The organism is Massilia jejuensis, assembly GCF_042656795.1.
GTDB classification, from domain to species: Bacteria; Pseudomonadota; Gammaproteobacteria; order Burkholderiales; family Burkholderiaceae_D; genus Telluria; species Telluria jejuensis.
Map to the genome: position 1 here is coordinate 87,131 of NZ_JBHSMS010000040.1, position 14,828 is coordinate 101,958.

Annotated in this window: 15 protein-coding genes; 11 read left to right on the plus strand and 4 right to left on the minus strand. The window is 66.2% G+C overall.

The window, feature by feature from the left end:
• The first annotated feature begins 95 nt into the window (after positions 1 to 95).
• Positions 96 to 770, plus strand: coding sequence for a hypothetical protein (locus ACFPOU_RS13460; protein WP_379722033.1), 675 nt, complete (start codon positions 96 to 98; stop codon positions 768 to 770).
• Between the two features lie 28 nt (positions 771 to 798).
• Here ACFPOU_RS13460 and ACFPOU_RS13465 read toward each other — a convergent pair whose 3' ends face one another.
• Positions 799 to 1,209, minus strand: a complete 411-nt coding sequence (locus ACFPOU_RS13465) for an NINE protein (protein WP_379722035.1) — start codon at positions 1,207 to 1,209, stop codon at positions 799 to 801.
• A gap of 294 nt (positions 1,210 to 1,503) precedes the next feature.
• Here ACFPOU_RS13465 and rpsP point away from each other — a divergent pair, with 294 nt between their 5' ends.
• The 10 genes from rpsP to ACFPOU_RS13515 all read left to right on the plus strand — a co-directional run bounded on the left by rpsP (position 1,504) and on the right by ACFPOU_RS13515 (position 10,415).
• Positions 1,504 to 1,752 (plus strand): 30S ribosomal protein S16, encoded by a 249-nt coding sequence (rpsP, locus tag ACFPOU_RS13470; RefSeq protein WP_379722037.1) that lies wholly within the window; start codon positions 1,504 to 1,506, stop codon positions 1,750 to 1,752.
• A 48-nt stretch (positions 1,753 to 1,800) separates the two neighbouring features.
• Positions 1,801 to 2,331, plus strand: coding sequence for a ribosome maturation factor RimM (rimM, locus tag ACFPOU_RS13475; RefSeq protein ID WP_379722039.1), 531 nt, complete (start codon positions 1,801 to 1,803; stop codon positions 2,329 to 2,331).
• Between the two features lie 131 nt (positions 2,332 to 2,462).
• Complete coding sequence (gene trmD / locus ACFPOU_RS13480; protein ID WP_379722041.1) at positions 2,463 to 3,221, plus strand: tRNA (guanosine(37)-N1)-methyltransferase TrmD; 759 nt, start codon at positions 2,463 to 2,465, stop codon at positions 3,219 to 3,221.
• Positions 3,222 to 3,348: 127 nt separating this feature from the next.
• Positions 3,349 to 3,735, plus strand: a complete 387-nt coding sequence (gene rplS / locus ACFPOU_RS13485; RefSeq protein WP_379722043.1) for a 50S ribosomal protein L19 — start codon at positions 3,349 to 3,351, stop codon at positions 3,733 to 3,735.
• Positions 3,736 to 3,816: 81 nt separating this feature from the next.
• Entirely contained in the window at positions 3,817 to 4,488 is a 672-nt protein-coding gene (locus ACFPOU_RS13490; RefSeq protein WP_379722045.1) for a CoA pyrophosphatase, read from the plus strand.
• 91 nt (positions 4,489 to 4,579) lie between these two features.
• Positions 4,580 to 5,539, plus strand: coding sequence for a CobD/CbiB family protein (locus ACFPOU_RS13495; RefSeq protein ID WP_379722047.1), 960 nt, complete (start codon positions 4,580 to 4,582; stop codon positions 5,537 to 5,539).
• 80 nt (positions 5,540 to 5,619) lie between these two features.
• The gene (locus tag ACFPOU_RS13500; protein WP_379722049.1) at positions 5,620 to 5,967 is read left to right on the plus strand and encodes a DUF3579 domain-containing protein; all 348 of its coding nucleotides are present in this window, start codon (positions 5,620 to 5,622) and stop codon (positions 5,965 to 5,967) included.
• Between the two features lie 191 nt (positions 5,968 to 6,158).
• On the plus strand, positions 6,159 to 6,608 hold the full coding sequence (locus ACFPOU_RS13505) for a CBS domain-containing protein (protein WP_379722051.1): 450 nt from the start codon (positions 6,159 to 6,161) through the stop codon (positions 6,606 to 6,608).
• A gap of 131 nt (positions 6,609 to 6,739) precedes the next feature.
• Positions 6,740 to 9,505 carry a M16 family metallopeptidase gene (locus tag ACFPOU_RS13510; RefSeq protein WP_379722053.1) on the plus strand — a complete coding sequence of 922 codons (2,766 nt, stop codon included), beginning with the start codon at positions 6,740 to 6,742 and terminating at the stop codon, positions 9,503 to 9,505.
• A gap of 121 nt (positions 9,506 to 9,626) precedes the next feature.
• Positions 9,627 to 10,415: an SDR family oxidoreductase gene (locus ACFPOU_RS13515; RefSeq protein ID WP_379722055.1), complete on the plus strand. Its 789-nt coding sequence runs from the start codon at positions 9,627 to 9,629 to the stop codon at positions 10,413 to 10,415.
• A gap of 32 nt (positions 10,416 to 10,447) precedes the next feature.
• Here ACFPOU_RS13515 and ACFPOU_RS13520 read toward each other — a convergent pair whose 3' ends face one another.
• The 3 genes from ACFPOU_RS13520 to nagZ form a co-directional block, all read right to left on the minus strand.
• Positions 10,448 to 11,518 (minus strand): flavodoxin family protein, encoded by a 1,071-nt coding sequence (locus tag ACFPOU_RS13520; RefSeq protein ID WP_379722057.1) that lies wholly within the window; start codon positions 11,516 to 11,518, stop codon positions 10,448 to 10,450.
• 142 nt (positions 11,519 to 11,660) lie between these two features.
• Positions 11,661 to 12,995 carry a tetratricopeptide repeat protein gene (locus ACFPOU_RS13525; protein ID WP_379722059.1) on the minus strand — a complete coding sequence of 445 codons (1,335 nt, stop codon included), beginning with the start codon at positions 12,993 to 12,995 and terminating at the stop codon, positions 11,661 to 11,663.
• Positions 12,996 to 13,192: 197 nt separating this feature from the next.
• Complete coding sequence (gene nagZ / locus ACFPOU_RS13530) at positions 13,193 to 14,752, minus strand: beta-N-acetylhexosaminidase (RefSeq protein ID WP_379722061.1); 1,560 nt, start codon at positions 14,750 to 14,752, stop codon at positions 13,193 to 13,195.
• Between the last annotated feature and the right edge of the window lie 76 nt (positions 14,753 to 14,828).

Sequence of the window (14,828 nt, forward strand, 5' to 3'; positions counted from 1 at the left end):
TCGAACGGCGAATCCGCTGAGCTTGATTCAGGTTAAACGGAACATGACAGCCGCGTTCGTAGAGTGGCTCGACCCATCCATACCTCGAGCCCACCATGACAAAGACAATCCGCCTTTGCGCCTTCGCCCTTGCGCCCCTGCTGTTGCTCGCCGCCTGCGGCGGCGGCGATTCCGATCCCGCGCCCATCGTCACGGACGCGCCGCCGGTCCAGCCGCGTCCTGCTCCCCAGCCCCAGCCGGCGCCGCCCGTGCAGCCGGCGCCGCCCGAGCCCGTGCTGGCCGCCTCGTATACCGATCTCGTCGCCAGCACCCTTTCCGCCACGCCCGGCTGGGGCGCCTGGGTAGCCCCGGCCGGGCGGGTGGCGGTCGGCGGCGTCGGCTGCCTCGGCACCATCGGCTACCACCAGCACTCGCTGGTGTCGGTCTACAAGGAAGGAACGCGGCTCGGGATTCCCGACAACGTGGGACGAGGCGGCTGTACCTACGAACTGCACACCCACGACGTCATGGGCATGGTGCACATGGAGGCCGACGTGGCGAAGAAATTTACCCTCGGGCAGTTTTTCGCACTCTGGAACCAGCCACTGGGAACGTCCGGCACCGCCGGCCTGGCCGGCCCGGTGCGCTTCTACCTGGTCGAGAACGAACGGCTCACACGCTACACCGGCGACCCGGCAACGCTGGAGCTGGCGCCGCGCCGCGAAATCGTCATCATCGGTGGCGCCGCGCCGGCCGAGCTGCCGAAGTACCGCTGGCCGGCCGGCCTGTGAGAAGGGCGGCCTGGCGGGGCCTGGAATGCTAGCCGTAGGCGCCGCCGGTGTACATCAGGTCGAACAGGCGCGCGATGGTGGCGATCAGTACCGTCGTGCCGATCAGCAGGGTCAGCACCAGCAGCACGGCCAGGATCCAGGTCGAGCGCGAGGGCGTTTTGCCGCCGGCATTGAAGCGCTGATCCCATTTGTCGTCGGGCGTCAGGCCGATCACGAGCGCTTCGATGCAGGCCGCGATGCCGGACACGAGCAGCGGCAGCAGCGCATAAAAGGGATGGAGGCCGTGCGCGTTACTGAAGATGAGGCCGGCGATCGGCAGGCTGCCGATATGCAGCAGCCCGAGGCGGTCGACGCCGCCATGCAGGTAAAAGCGATGCGCGCCCAGCGTTCCCAGGGTCAGCGCCAGCGCCGTGGCGAGCGTCTTGTTTTTGTGTGCCATGCATTAACGGATGTGTTACACGAAGATGCAGAGTATCGTCCATAAAGGTGGCAAAAGCACCAGTTTTAATGTAAATGCAATGTATCAAGGTGTCGCAGCCGGCTGCGGGTGCGGCGGGCGGGTGGCGGGCAGGCAGCGGGCAGGTAGCGGCCGTGTGAAAAATAGCGGATAATGCCCGATTCGGCCGGGACCGCGCGCCTTGTTGCTCACCTTATCATTATCGCTTGCTGCTGCACGGCATTGCGCGCTATAATCGTCGGCTTTCTCCGCCCAGCACAACTTTTTGGAATTATTATGGTCGTTATTCGTTTAGCTCGTGGAGGCGCCAAGAAGCGCCCGTTCTTCAACATCGTTGCAACCGATTCGCGTAACCGTCGCGATGGCCGTTTCATCGAGCGCATCGGTTTCTACAACCCGATGGCCTCGGGCGCCGAAGTGGGCCTGCGTATCACCGCCGACCGTCTGGCTTACTGGCAAGGCGTTGGCGCACAGCTGTCGCCAACCGTCGCGCGCCTGGTCGCCCAGCAGGCTCCGGCAGCCTAAAGCAGGGTTCCAGGTTTGACCGATTCAGCTGCTCCAGTCGCGGGAGGGGTGCAAGCCCCTGACGACCTGACCCAGGTCGGGTACGTGGCCGGTGCCTATGGCATCGCCGGCGCCATCCGCGTCACGCCGTTTTCGACGGATGCCGATGCGCTGCTGAACGTGAAGACCTGGTGGCTCGATAAACCGGGCCTGCGGTCCGTCGCCGTGCGGACCACCAAGATGCATGGCGGCGACGTGGTCGCGACCCTGGTCGGGACGGCCGGCCGCGATGCGGCGGAGGCGCTGAAGGGCGCTGCCGTGTTCGTATCGCGGGCGCAATTTCCGGCGCTCGAAGACGACGAGTATTACTGGTCCGACCTGATCGGCATGGAGGTCGTGAATCTCCAGGGCGAAGCGCTCGGCACGGTCATCGACATGATGAGCAACGGTCCGCAGTCGATCCTGCGCATCGCGCCCGTGCCCGAGCAGGGAAGCACGGACAAGGCGCCCGAGCGCCTGGTGCCATTCGTCGACCAGTTCGTCAAGCACGTCGAGCTCAAGACCAAGAAGATTACCCTGGACTGGGGCCTGGATTATTAGCGCGTTCGACAACACCGTCATGGCTGCGTTGCATGCGTCTCGCCGTAGCGGCGTACAGTCTGCGCCGATGCGCCTGGCCCTGACGATTCGGTTGAACAGCGTGAACCCGGTCTGTGCGAGACGAGGTCCCGATGCAATTTGACGTCGTGAGCTTGTTTCCCGAGATGTTTGCCGCGTTGACGCAGTCGGGTGTGACCCGCCGCGCGTTCGAGCAGCAACGCTGGGGATTGACGCTGTGGAATCCGCGCGATTTCACGACGGACCGCCATCGGACCGTGGATGACCGCCCGTATGGCGGCGGCCCCGGGATGGTGATGATGGCCAGGCCGCTCGAAGCGACGGTCGATGCGGCCAAGGCGCGCCAGGCCGGACTCGGCCTGCCGCCGCCGCGTGTGGTGTTCATGTCGCCGCAAGGCAAGCCGCTGACGCACGAACGCGTCATGGCGCTGAAGGAAGAGCCGGGCCTGGTCGTCCTGTGCGGCCGCTACGAAGCGGTCGACCAGCGCCTGCTGGACCGCGTGGTTGACGAGGAAATTTCACTTGGCGACTTCGTGCTCTCCGGCGGCGAATTGCCGGCGATGGCCCTGATGGATGCGATAGTGCGGCAATTGCCCGGTGTGCTGGGCGACGATGCCTCGGCGGTCGAAGACAGCTTCGTCAACGGCCTGCTCGATGCGCCGCACTATACCCGTCCCGAAGTGTACGAGGGCGTGCCGGTGCCGCCGGTCCTGATGGGTGGCAACCACGCCGAGATTAGCAAGTGGCGCCGCCAGCGCATGCTGGAGGCGACCGCGAGGAAACGGCCGGAACTGTTGGACAAGGCGCGCGCGGCGGGCCAGCTGACGCCGGCCGACGACAAGTTTTTGATGTCGCTCCCTGCTGCGCAGTGATGTCGAAAAATGCACCGTCAGGTGCGAGACGTGGGGGCATGTTGCCCGTACGTTCAACCCCATCCTCTACTGGGCGTCGCATGGTTGTCAAATCGCGCCAGCATGATGGTTTATGGAGTCATAAAAAATGAATCTGATTCAACAACTTGAACAGGAAGAAATCGCGCGCCTTGGCCGCTCCATTCCTGATTTCGCACCGGGCGACACCGTGATCGTCAGCGTCAACGTCGTCGAAGGCAGCCGCAAGCGCGCCCAGGCGTACGAAGGCGTCGTCATCTCGCGTCGTAACCGCGGCCTGAATTCGAACTTCATCGTTCGCAAGATCTCGTCCGGTGAAGGTGTCGAGCGTACGTTCCAGCTGTACTCGCCGCTGATCGCTTCGATCGAAGTGAAACGCCGCGGTGACGTGCGCCGCGCCAAGCTGTACTACCTGCGCGAGCGTTCGGGCAAATCGGCACGTATCAAAGAAAAGCTGCCGCAGCGCAAGGTCGCAACCGCCCCAGCCGCTCAGTAATCGCGTCTGTGGAACGGAAAAAGGCATCCCCCCGGGATGCCTTTTTCTTTTCGGTTTAATGTCGTAACCAGGAGAAACGCTTTGGTGAAGGTTCATCTGGATCCGTCCAAGTTGCCCGTCGACGCCATTGCAGGCGAACCGGCCATCGATCCCGCCTTGTTGACGGCGCAGCACCTGCGCGCCAGCTTCGCGCGCCCGCGCCTGGCTTGGGAACCGGAGTCGCCCGACGAGTCCTGGGTCACGCCCGGCTTCAAGCTGCGCCGCGCCGCCGTGCTCATTCCCCTGGTCGATCGCCCCGAAGGCTTGAACGTGCTGCTGACCCTGCGCACCGATCATCTCACCAACCACGCCGGCCAGATCGCCTTTCCGGGCGGCCGCGCCGAAGAGCTCGACTCCTCGCCGATCGAGACCGCGCTGCGCGAGTCGGAAGAAGAAATCGGCCTGCACCGGCGCCATGTGTCGATCGTCGGCGTGCTGCCCGACTATGTCACCGGCAGCGCCTACCGCGTCGCCCCCGTGGTCGCCCTGGTCGCGCCGCCATTCGGGCTGGCGGCCGATCCGAACGAGGTCGCCGAGATTTTCGAAGTGCCGCTCGCCTTCCTGATGAATGGCCTGCACCACCAGCGCATGTCGTTCGAGCTGCCCGAAGGGAAGGGCCGGCGCAGCTTCTACGCGATGCCCTATGAACGTTTTTTCATCTGGGGCGCGACGGCCGGCATGCTCCGTAACCTGTTCCATTTCCTGAGAACCTAGAAAAATCTTGCAAGCCCCGATTTGATTATGGCGGTGACCTGCGCTATCGTAGCGGGCAGCGTGGTATTGCCTTAAACAAAGAAGGACTTGCATGACATTTTTTTCCATCCTGTGCGCACTGCTGATCGAGCAGCTCAAGCCCCTGCGCGCGGATAACCAGGTGTATGGCGGCATCAAGGGCCTGGCGATGCGGATCGAAGGCTGGTTCAATGCGGGCGAGCCGAAAAACGGCCGCATGGGCTGGTTCCTGATGATGGCGATCCTGGTACTGCCGGTCGCGCTCGTGTATTGGGTGCTGCAATACTTCGGCCTGGTGTTCCTGGCGTTTGCGTGGAACGTCGCCATCGTCTATCTGACGCTGGGCTTTCGCCACTACAGCCACTACTTCACTTCCATCCAGCTGGCCCTGAATAATGGCGACGAGGCCACGGCGCGCGCGCTGCTAGCCGAATGGGCGCGCATCGACACGGTCGGCATGGACCCTACCGAAATCGCCCGCATCGCCGTCGAAATGTCGCTCATCACGACCCACCGCAGCGTGTTCGGGGTGTTTTTCTGGTTCCTGATGCCGGCCGGCCCCGCCTGCGCGGTGCTGTACCGCGTCTCCGAATACCTGGCGCGCGCCTGGAACGAACCCGAGCACATGCGCAATGAAGCCTTCGGCCAGTTCGCGGCGAAAGCGTTCTACTGGATCGACTGGATCCCGGTCCGCCTGACCGCGATCGCCTTTGCCGTGGTCGGCAATTTCGAGGACGCGATCTACGCCTGGCGCAATTTCGCCAACCGCTGGGCCGACGAATCGCGCGGCATCATCCTGGCCGCCGGCGGCGGCGCCATGGGCGTGCGCCTGGGTACCCCGAACGAAAACGCGCCGCAACTGCTGCCGGTCGACGCCGCCCTGGTGGACCTGAGCGACGCCGACAACGACGTCCTGCCGGGCGAAGAGCCCAGCCTGCGGGCACTGCAAAGCACGGTAGGACTTGTCTGGCGCGCCCTGATACTATGGATGATTCTTTTGCTTTTACTGTCGAGTATGGCCTGGCTCGGCTAGCCATGTCGACATGGGCTCGCCCTCAAGTCTTCTATAAGATATAATACTGCCTCTCCTCCACGCAGCGTTCAAGCAGCACTATGGCCGAGTTACCGCACACCGGGACGGAAGGCGCCGTCGGCGAATTCTTCATCCTGGGCCTCACGAATAATGGCAAGCAGTTCCGCCCCAGCGACTGGGCGGAGCGCTTGTGCGGCGTCATGTCCTGCTTTCGTCCCGAAGGCAGCGGCGGCCGCCATGCCCATCTCCAGTTCTCTCCCTACGTCCATCCGACCGTGCTCAACGGCGTCAAGGCCGTGGTCGTCAATAACAAGCTGAGAAAGGCCGAACCGCTGGCCTATCACTTCCTGATCGACTTCGCCAAGGACAACGACTTGCAAGTCGTCGATGCCTGCTTCGTCGAGTTGCCAGGCGTTCCGAAGATCTGACTGCCATGGGCGCGCTGCGTTCCGTGCCGACAGTGCCTTAAGGCGCGCTAAGTTCCCGAAAGCGTTTGAGCTAGATCAAACTCAAAGCACCTTGCTGCATTAGGTTGAATTTGCACGGCCGCACAACGGCGCGCGGTTCGGCAGCGCCTGCGCGCGGCCGGCCATCCGACCAGCAGGGGAGGGAACACACCATGAACATCAGCGACATCTGCACCGTCCAAACCATCAGTTGCAGCCGCGAGGAAACGGTGCAGGGCGCCGCGCTCCTGATGCGCAAGCACCATGTGGGCGACCTGGTCGTCGTCGATGGCAGCGACGGCGAAGCCATTCCCGCCGGCATCGTCACCGACCGCGACATCGTCGTCTCGGTCGTCGCGCTCGGGCTCGATCCGGCCAGCCTGCAAGCCGGCGACATCATGAGCGACGACCTGCTGACCTGCCGCGAAGACGACGACGTCTACCAGACCATCGAGCACATGCGCGTGCGCGGGATTCGCCGGGTGCCGGTGGTCAACAGCAACGGCGGCCTGTGCGGCATCGTCAGCGCCGACGACCTGCTCGAATTCCTGGCCGAGGAAATGGGCGACCTGTCGCGCATCAGCGGCAACCAGCAAGCCCACGAAAAACGCGCGCGCCACTGAAGGCATCGGCGACAGCCCGTCCTGCCGGCGGCGCCGCGCATTCGAACTAGTGCGTGGCGGCATTATCATGCAACCATCTGTTACCATCGCCGTTGGCGCGCCGCACCGGCGCACGAATCTGACGGGATGACATGAATTTGACGAGTACCCCGCGCGGCCTGCGCGCGCACCTGATCGCGGGCGCCTGTGCCTTGCTTGCCACCGGCGCCGTGCTGGCGGCCCCCGCCAAGCCGCTGCCGAAGGGCGTGACGCTGGGCGCCTCGGTCGAAGGCATCACCGAATACCGCCTGGCCAACGGGCTCAAGGTGCTGCTGTTCCCGGATACCTCGCGTCCCACCGTCACCGTCAACGTCACCTACCTGGTCGGCTCGCGCCACGAGAACTACGGCGAGACCGGCATGGCGCACCTGCTCGAGCACCTGCTGTTCAAGGGCTCCAGGAAGAACCCGGACATCACGCGCCAGTTCGCCGACCGCGGCATGGATTTCAACGGCACCACCTCGCTCGACCGCACCAACTACTACGAAGTCTTCCAGGCCTCGCCGGCCAACCTGGACTGGGCGCTGCAGATGGAAGCGGACCGCATGACCGGCTCCTTCATCGCCAAGAAGGACCTCGATTCCGAAATGACGGTCGTGCGCAACGAATTCGAGAGCGGCGAGAATTCGCCCTCGGGCGTGCTGGTCAAGCGCATGCAGAGCGTCGCCTACGACTGGCACAGCTACGGCCGTTCGACGATCGGCAACCGGAGCGATATCGAGAACGTCAAGATCGGCAACCTGCAGGCCTTCTACCGCACCTACTACCAGCCCGACAATGCAGTGCTGCTGGTGGCCGGCAAGTTCGACGCCGATGCGACGCTGGCCAAGATTTCGCGCCTGTTCGGCGCCATTCCGAAACCGAAACGCACGCTGCCCGAATTCTGGACGGTGGAACCGCCCCAGGACGGCGAGCGCAGTTTCGCCGTGCGGCGCCAGGGCGACGTCCAGATCGTCATGCTCGGCTACAAAGTGCCGTCCAGCCTGCACGACGACAGCGACGTGATGGCCTTCGCCTCGGCGATCCTGGGCGACGTGCCGACCGGGCGCCTGCACAAACAGCTGGTCGAGACCGGCAAGGCGAGCCAGGTGTTCAGCTTCGGCGAAACCGGCTACGCGCCCGGCCTGCAGTATGTTGGCGCGGTGGTGAAGAAGGGCGAGCCGCTCGAACCGGTGCGCGCGGCGCTGACCGAGACGGTCGAAAGCTTTGCCGGCAAACCGCCGACGAAAGAGGAAATGGCGCGCATCCGCCGCATGTACGAGAACGACATGGAGCGCAGCCTGAACGATCCGCAGCGCGTGGGCGTGGCCTTGTCCGAGACCATCGCGCTGGGCGACTGGCGGCTGTTCTTCACGGGCCGCGAGCGCATCAAGACGATCACCCCGGAGGAGGTGGCGGCAGTGGCGAAACGCTATTTCCGCCGCGACAACCGCGTCACCGGCACCTTCCTGCCCGAAGACGCGCCGCAGCGCGCGGTCATTCCGCCGGCGCCGAGCGTGGAGAGCATTCTCAAGCAATTCAAGCCGCAGGCCTCGACGCTGGTGGCGGAAGACTTCGAGCCGACCCAGGAAAACATCCTGAAACGCACCCAGCTCCTCACCCAGGGCGGCGTCAAGCTTGCGCTGCTGCCCAAGAAGAACCGCGGCGAAGCGGTCACCGTCAACCTGCGCCAGCACATGGGCGACGAGAAGAACCTGTTCGGAAAAGGCGCCGTGCCCGAGCTGACGGCCGCCATGCTCATGCGCGGCACCAGCCGCTTCACGCGCGAGCAGCTGGCGGACGAGTTCGACCGCCTGAAGATCGCCGGCGGCCTGACCCACTTCCAGACCACGCGCGAGCACCTGGCCGAAGCGCTGCGCCTGGTGGCCCACGTGCTCAAGGAGCCGAGCTTCCCGGCGCCTGAATTCGAACAGCTGCGGCGCCAGTCGCTCGTCGCGCTGGAAGCGAGCCGCGCCGAACCGCAGGCGGTGGCCGCGCGCGCGCTGGCCCGCCATTTCAACCTGTACCCGAAGGGCGACGTGCGTCACGCCAACAGTTTCGACGACGACCTGGCCGAACTGAACGCCGCGCGGCTGGACGAGCTGCGGCTGCATCACCGCGAGTTCTACGGCACCGTGCCGGCCGAGATGGCCATCGTCGGCGACTTCGACGCGGCCGCCATCGCGCCGCTGGTGGGCGAACTCTTCGGCGCCTGGAAAGCGCCGGCCAACGTCGCGCCCATCCTGCGCCGCCATGCCGAGATTGCGCCCCTGAAGACCACGCTCGATACGCCGGACAAGGAAAACGGGTTCTATACCGCGCGCCTGAACCTGGACCTGAACATCGACGACCCCGATTATCCGGCCCTGATGCTGGCCAATTACATCTTCGGCGAAGGCGGCCTGCGCTCGCGCCTGATGGACCGCATCCGCCAGAAAGATGGCCTGTCGTACGGCGGCGGCTCGCAGCTCGAAGCGGGCGACCTGGACCGGGCAGGGGCCTTCGGCATCAGCGCGATCGCCGCGCCGCAGAACCTGCAGCGCCTCGATGGCGCCGTCCGCGCGGAGCTGGCGCGGGCGCTCAAGGACGGTTTCACCGCCGTCGAGCTGGCCGGCGCCAAATCGGGCCTGATGCAGCAGCGCCAGCAGACCCGCGCCGACGACGGCGCGCTCGCCGCCGGCTGGACCTCTTACCTGTACCGCAACCGCACCTACGAATGGTCGCGCCAGTTCGAGGCCAAGCTGATGGCCGTCACCCTGGCGCAGCTCAACGCCGCCTTCCGCAAGGCGATCGATCCGTCGACACTGTCGGTGGTGATGGCAGGCGACCAGGACAAGGCCAGGGCCGGGGCGGCAGCCGGGGCCAGGCCCGCACCCTGAATGCGGGCTCCGCCCAGCGCGCACGCGCCAATTTGGTGAATCGGCGCCAGGACGTTAGAATATTGCCTATCAGCATTTTCTAGCGCAAGGCGCCCTTGCCGGGCGCGGGCAGGAGCATCGGATGAAGGGCAGGAAAGAACATGAAGCGGGCGCCATTGCGTTCGCCGGCAAGGTCGCGCTGGTCACCGGCGCGGCGAGCGGCATCGGCCGCGCGGTGGCGCTCGCCTTTGGGCGCGCGGGCGCGGCCGTGGTCGTGGCCGACATCGCCGTCGACGGCGGCCATTCGACGGCGGCGATGATCGTCGAAAGCGGGGGCAAGGCCCTGTTCGTGCCGGCCAATGTCACGCGCGAGACCGAGGTCGCGGCCCTGGTCGACAAGACCGTCAGCCAGTACGGCCGGCTCGATTGCGCGGTGAACTGCGCCGGTCTGTTCGAGGAGGGCGCGCGCCTGAGCGAGCTCGACGAAGCCGTCTACGACCGCATCATGGACGTCAACGTCAAGGGCGTCTGGCTGTCGATGAAATACCAGCTGCGCCAGATGGGCAAGCAGGGCGGCGGCGCGATCGTCAACCTGTCCTCGGCGTTCGGCGCGGTCGGCGCGCCCGGGCAGGCCGTCTACGCGGCCAGCAAGCACGCGCTGGCAGGCCTGACCAAGAGCGCCGCGCTGGAGTACGCGAAAGAGGGCATCCGCGTCAACGCGCTGTGTCCGGGCGCCGTGCGCACGCCGATGCTGGCGCGCGCGCTCAGTCACGAGCCGTCGATGGAAAGGAAACTGCGCGCCGCGCACCCGATGGGGCGCTTCGCCGAAGCGGGCGAAATCGCCGATGCGGCGCTGTGGCTGTGCTCCGCGCAGGCATCGTTCGTGACCGGACACGAGTTGTCGGTCGACGGCGGGTTCACGGCGATGTAGGCGCCGCCGCCGGCGCCTTGCCGGCGGCCCTGTCATTTCAGCCGCGCCGCCTTCAGCTTCGCCGCCGGCGGCACCACGCGGCCCGACCGCAAATCCTGCACCGTGAGCGCCACCGCGCGTGCGACATTGCGCACTTCTTCCTGCACGTCGGTATCGCGGTCGAGCACCTCGTGGCTCTCGGCATACGACTCGTAGTAGCCGATGAAGCGGTCGAGCGCGCCGAAGCTGCCCGAGTCGACCAGTCCCATCCAGTTCAGCCAGTCCGTCAGCGAGCGGCGCGTGCCTTCGATGCCGGCGACGTCGCCGTGCACGACGACGCCGAAGGCGCGTCCGGCCAGGTGCTTTGGATAGTCCCAGCCGGCGAGCTCGATCTCCTTGGCCCGCATCGCATCCTTGCCCTGGGTAGAGCTGGGGTCCGGGTTGCCGCCGTCGGCGCAGACCAGGCGGTCGATCATCAGCTTCAGCGTCGACGGCGTCTGGTACCAGTAGACCGGGGTCAGGATGATGACACCGTGCGCGGCGACCCAGCGTTCGTAGATCTCGTTCATCCAGTCGCCGGTCTGGCGTTCGGCGTGGTTCGGATAGCAGCTGCACGGCCAGTGGCACAGCGGCATGGCGGTCGAGGCGCAGGCCTTGCAGGGATGGATGTGGCGGTCGTAGTCCGAGGTCAGGCGCGACAGGTCGAGCAGGTCGGTCTCGACGCCGCAGGCGGCCAGCGCGTCGCGCGCGATTTTCGTCAGGCGCCACGACTTCGACATCTCGCCCGGACAGCTGCCGTCGTTGCGCGCCGAGGCGTTGATGAGCAGGATGCGGTTGGGCGTTTGCGGGTCCTTCTGGTGGGCTTCGGCCGCCAGCAGGCGGTCGCGCGCGGCCTTCCATTCGATCGAGAGGTCGTAATCGGGATCGGCGAAGCCGGCCCCGGCCTTGACGGTGCGCGGCGCCTTGCGCTTGTCGCGGTAGGCTTGCCAGGCGACTTCCTCGACCGCCGCCAGTTCGGCCGAAACTTCCTGGTAGGCGGGATCGAAAAAGCCATCCATGAATTTGCGGCGGAACTGCTCGCGCTCGAGTCGGGCCGGCGCCTGGCCTGTGCGTACCGTGGTCATGACACTCTCCATGTGATGCGTCCATGTGATGCGTCGATTATGCGCAAGGCATGCGCCGCCCGATGTACGCTGGCGAACGGTCGCGGCAATAAAAAGCGGGCGGCACCACCGGCGCCGCCCGCTGTCGCATGAAGCTGCGTGATTACTTGCCCGGTGCCGGGGTGGCGGTCATCGCCGACGCCGTGGCCGGCGCGCCGCCCGTGGCAGGCTGCTTGAGCATCATGGTCCAGACGCGCGCCACGTCCGACAGGCCGCCGCCGGCCTTGACGGTCTCGAAGGTCTTGATGGCGTCGTCCTTGCGGCCGGCCTTGGCCTGGGCCGCGCCCAGGCGCAGCTTGGCTTCGTCGGGCTGCTTCAGGTTGCCCTTGGCGATACCCTGCTCGATGAAGCCGATGCCCTTGTCGTGCTGGCCCATCGTCGAGTAAGCCCAGCCCAGGTTGACCAGGCCGGCGCCGTTCTTCGACTTCGAGGCCGAGGCTTCGCCGGCGGCGATGTTCCTGGCGTCGTCGGCGGCGCCCTTGTCGGCACGGCCGCGCAGCGCGTTATGGGCCTTGGCATTCGCGCCCTTGCCCAGCACGCCCGCGGCGAAGCCGGCGTCCATCGCGTTCTTCGCTTCGGTCGGGAAGCCGTCGCGCATGGCCGTTTCGGCCAGGTCGACGTAGTCCTCTTCGCGCATGACCTTGGTGGCGGCGAATTCCAGGCGCAGCACCGGCATGTAGTTGTCCTGGCTGAAGCCCGGCTTGCGCACCACGCCCACGCGAATCAGCTCTTTCCAGTATTCGTCGCTCGGATAGTAGTTGACCATCTTCTGGACCGCGGTCTCGTAGGCGGCGCTGTCCTTCGACTCGTGCGCGGCACTGATCAGCAGTTTCAGGTCTTCCTGGGACGGCGCCTTGCCTGCCTTCTCGGCGTCATTGACCACTTGCAGCAGCTGGGTCTTGGCGCCGGCATAGTCCTTGTTCAGGTACTGGGCGCGCACCTGCAGCGAACGGGCCGCGCTCATGTCGCCGCCCATCGATTCGTAGCGCTTGAGCTGTTCGGCGGCGGCGGTGTAGTTCTTTGCGTTGTACTGGATATTGGCCATTGCCAGCACCAGCTTGGCCTGCGCATCACGCGGCTCGAAGCCCGACTTCACCACTTCCTCGGCGGCGCTCAGGATGCCCTGATCGTTGCCGGTCAACGATGCGTGCGCCATCTTGATGCGATTGAGGACGTAGTTCTCGTACGGGGTCTTGTTCGCGATTGCGTCGGCCTGGGCGATGCGGCTCTGCAGTTCGGCCGAATTCTTGGCGGCGATCAGCTGCTGGATGGCGTTCGAGTCGAGCAGCTTGAACAGCTCGGGACGCACGGTGTTGGCCGGCGCGGCCGCGGGCGCCGCGGCCTTCTGGGCGTGCGCGCCCGTCATCAGGGCAGGCGCGGTGTTCAGGCCGACGGCAGCCAGCAGCAGGCAAAGGCGAGCAAGGCGGAAATGGGACATGAATGATCCTTCGAAAAAGATGAGCGGTACAAATCCGCGGCAAGGTGGCATTTTTGCCAAGCTTGGGCAAACGCGCATTGTCCCATAAACCCGCGGGACGCTGCGGCGCAATTGTGCCGCAGGGCCAGGGTGGACGGGGCTGGCGTTACATTGCGTTACCGTGATTGACGTACGGTAACGCACTGCGGCAACGCGCTTCAGAAGCCGGGTACCGGGCACTGGCCCGTGGCCTCGATCTCGCCCAGCAGCCAGGCGTTCACCGCCGCCAGCGCGGGCGCGGCGAAGCCATAGGTCATCAGGGCCGGCGCATCGAAGTCGAGCGCCTGGTAGGGGTTCCACAGCGCCAGGTGCAGGTCGGGATGCCAGTGGGCGCGCAGCTGCGGGCTGTAGCGGCGGCGCGAGGTCGAGGCCAGGATCGTGAAGCGGCCGTCCTCGGGCAGGCCGGCCCAGTCGAAGCTGTCGGCATCGGCGAAGGTCACCAGCTCGACCTCGAAGTGCTGGGCCAGCGAGGCGGCGATCAGCGCGGCCGGCACGCCCGCCTCCGACACGCCGTCGCTGACCACGTCCTGGCGCGCGACCAGGCGCAGGCGCGCGCCGGGCGAGGGGCGCAAGGCGTTCCCCCTGACGCTCAGCCCGCGCCGCCAGGCGCGCGCCATCAGGGCGCGGTCCTCGTCGTCGGTCGTGTAGATCGGCGCCTCGTCGGCGCCCGGGGCCTCGCTGACCAGGACTTCGCACCGGTCCGCGGCCGTCACCTGGGCGGCCGGACGCATGGCGCCGCCGGCCGGGTGCGCGGCGGCCAGCTTCGCCAGCCGCGCCAGGCGCGCCTCGACACCGGCCATCGGCAGCTCGCCCGAACCGATCGCCGCGGCGATCGCCTCGATGGTTTCGATCTGCGCCTCGCGCGAGCCGATCGCCATCACCATGTCGGCACCCGCCACCAGCGCGCGCACCGCGGCCGCGCCGACGCCGTAGCGGTGGGCGATCGCGTCCATGTCCATGCCGTCGGTGATGATCACGCCCTGGTACTGCCACTGCTCGCGCAGGATGCCGGTGAGGATGGCGCGCGACATCGTCGCCGGATACTCGGCGTCGAGCGCCGGGTAGACGATATGGGCCGTCATCATCGCCGGGGCGTGGGGAGCCGCCATTCGGAACGGCGCGAATTCGAACCGTTCCAGCTCGGCCAAAGGCTTGTCGACGGTCGGCAGCGCACGGTGCGAATCGACATGGGTGTCGCCGTGGCCGGGGAAGTGCTTGACGCAGCAGGCCACGCCCTCATGCGCGCTGCCGGCCATCCAGGCCATGGCGATGCGGGTGGCGGCGTCCGGGTCGGCGCCGAAGGAGCGCTCGGCGATCACCGGGTTGTGCGGGTTGTTGTTCAGGTCCAGCACCGGTGCGAAGTTCCAGTTGAAGCCGAGCGAACGCACCGCACGCGCCACGGCCGCGCCGACCTCGCGCGCAAGTTCCGGGTCGTTGGCCGCGCCCAGCGCCATCGCCGACGGCGGCGCCGGCACCCAGGTCGAGCGCACCACGGCGCCGCCTTCCTGGTCGAGCGCGATCAGCGCCGCGGGCCCCATGGCGGTGCGCAGGGCGCGGGTGAAGCGCGTCAGCTGGCCCGCGTCGACCATGTTCTGGCGGAACAGGCAGGCGCCGCGCACGCGGTTCGCTTGCAGGAAGGCTGCCGTGTCGTCGTCGAGTTCGGTGCCGAACAGGCGCACCATGATCAGCTGGCCGGCAAGTTGTTTCAGGTCGTCCATAAATTCTCTGGCCTCGGTTGGTCTTGATTGCTTGGTTGGTCTTGGAACCTATTCTTGGAACCTATTCTTGGAACCT

Excerpts from the sequence above, each read along its gene's own strand:
- ACFPOU_RS13460 (WP_379722033.1), top strand. The coding sequence starts at position 96 with ATGACAAAGACAATCCGCCTTTGCGCCTTCGCCCTTGCGCCCCTGCTG.
- ACFPOU_RS13465 (WP_379722035.1), bottom strand. The coding sequence starts at position 1,209 with ATGGCACACAAAAACAAGACGCTCGCCACGGCGCTGGCGCTGACCCTG.
- rpsP (WP_379722037.1), top strand. The coding sequence starts at position 1,504 with ATGGTCGTTATTCGTTTAGCTCGTGGAGGCGCCAAGAAGCGCCCGTTC.
- trmD (WP_379722041.1), top strand. The coding sequence starts at position 2,463 with ATGCAATTTGACGTCGTGAGCTTGTTTCCCGAGATGTTTGCCGCGTTG.
- rplS (WP_379722043.1), top strand. The coding sequence starts at position 3,349 with ATGAATCTGATTCAACAACTTGAACAGGAAGAAATCGCGCGCCTTGGC.
- ACFPOU_RS13495 (WP_379722047.1), top strand. The coding sequence starts at position 4,580 with ATGACATTTTTTTCCATCCTGTGCGCACTGCTGATCGAGCAGCTCAAG.
- ACFPOU_RS13500 (WP_379722049.1), top strand. The coding sequence starts at position 5,620 with ATGGCCGAGTTACCGCACACCGGGACGGAAGGCGCCGTCGGCGAATTC.
- ACFPOU_RS13505 (WP_379722051.1), top strand. The coding sequence starts at position 6,159 with ATGAACATCAGCGACATCTGCACCGTCCAAACCATCAGTTGCAGCCGC.
- ACFPOU_RS13510 (WP_379722053.1), top strand. The coding sequence starts at position 6,740 with ATGAATTTGACGAGTACCCCGCGCGGCCTGCGCGCGCACCTGATCGCG.
- ACFPOU_RS13515 (WP_379722055.1), top strand. The coding sequence starts at position 9,627 with ATGAAGGGCAGGAAAGAACATGAAGCGGGCGCCATTGCGTTCGCCGGC.
- ACFPOU_RS13520 (WP_379722057.1), bottom strand. The coding sequence starts at position 11,518 with ATGACCACGGTACGCACAGGCCAGGCGCCGGCCCGACTCGAGCGCGAG.
- ACFPOU_RS13525 (WP_379722059.1), bottom strand. The coding sequence starts at position 12,995 with ATGTCCCATTTCCGCCTTGCTCGCCTTTGCCTGCTGCTGGCTGCCGTC.
- nagZ (WP_379722061.1), bottom strand. The coding sequence starts at position 14,752 with ATGGACGACCTGAAACAACTTGCCGGCCAGCTGATCATGGTGCGCCTG.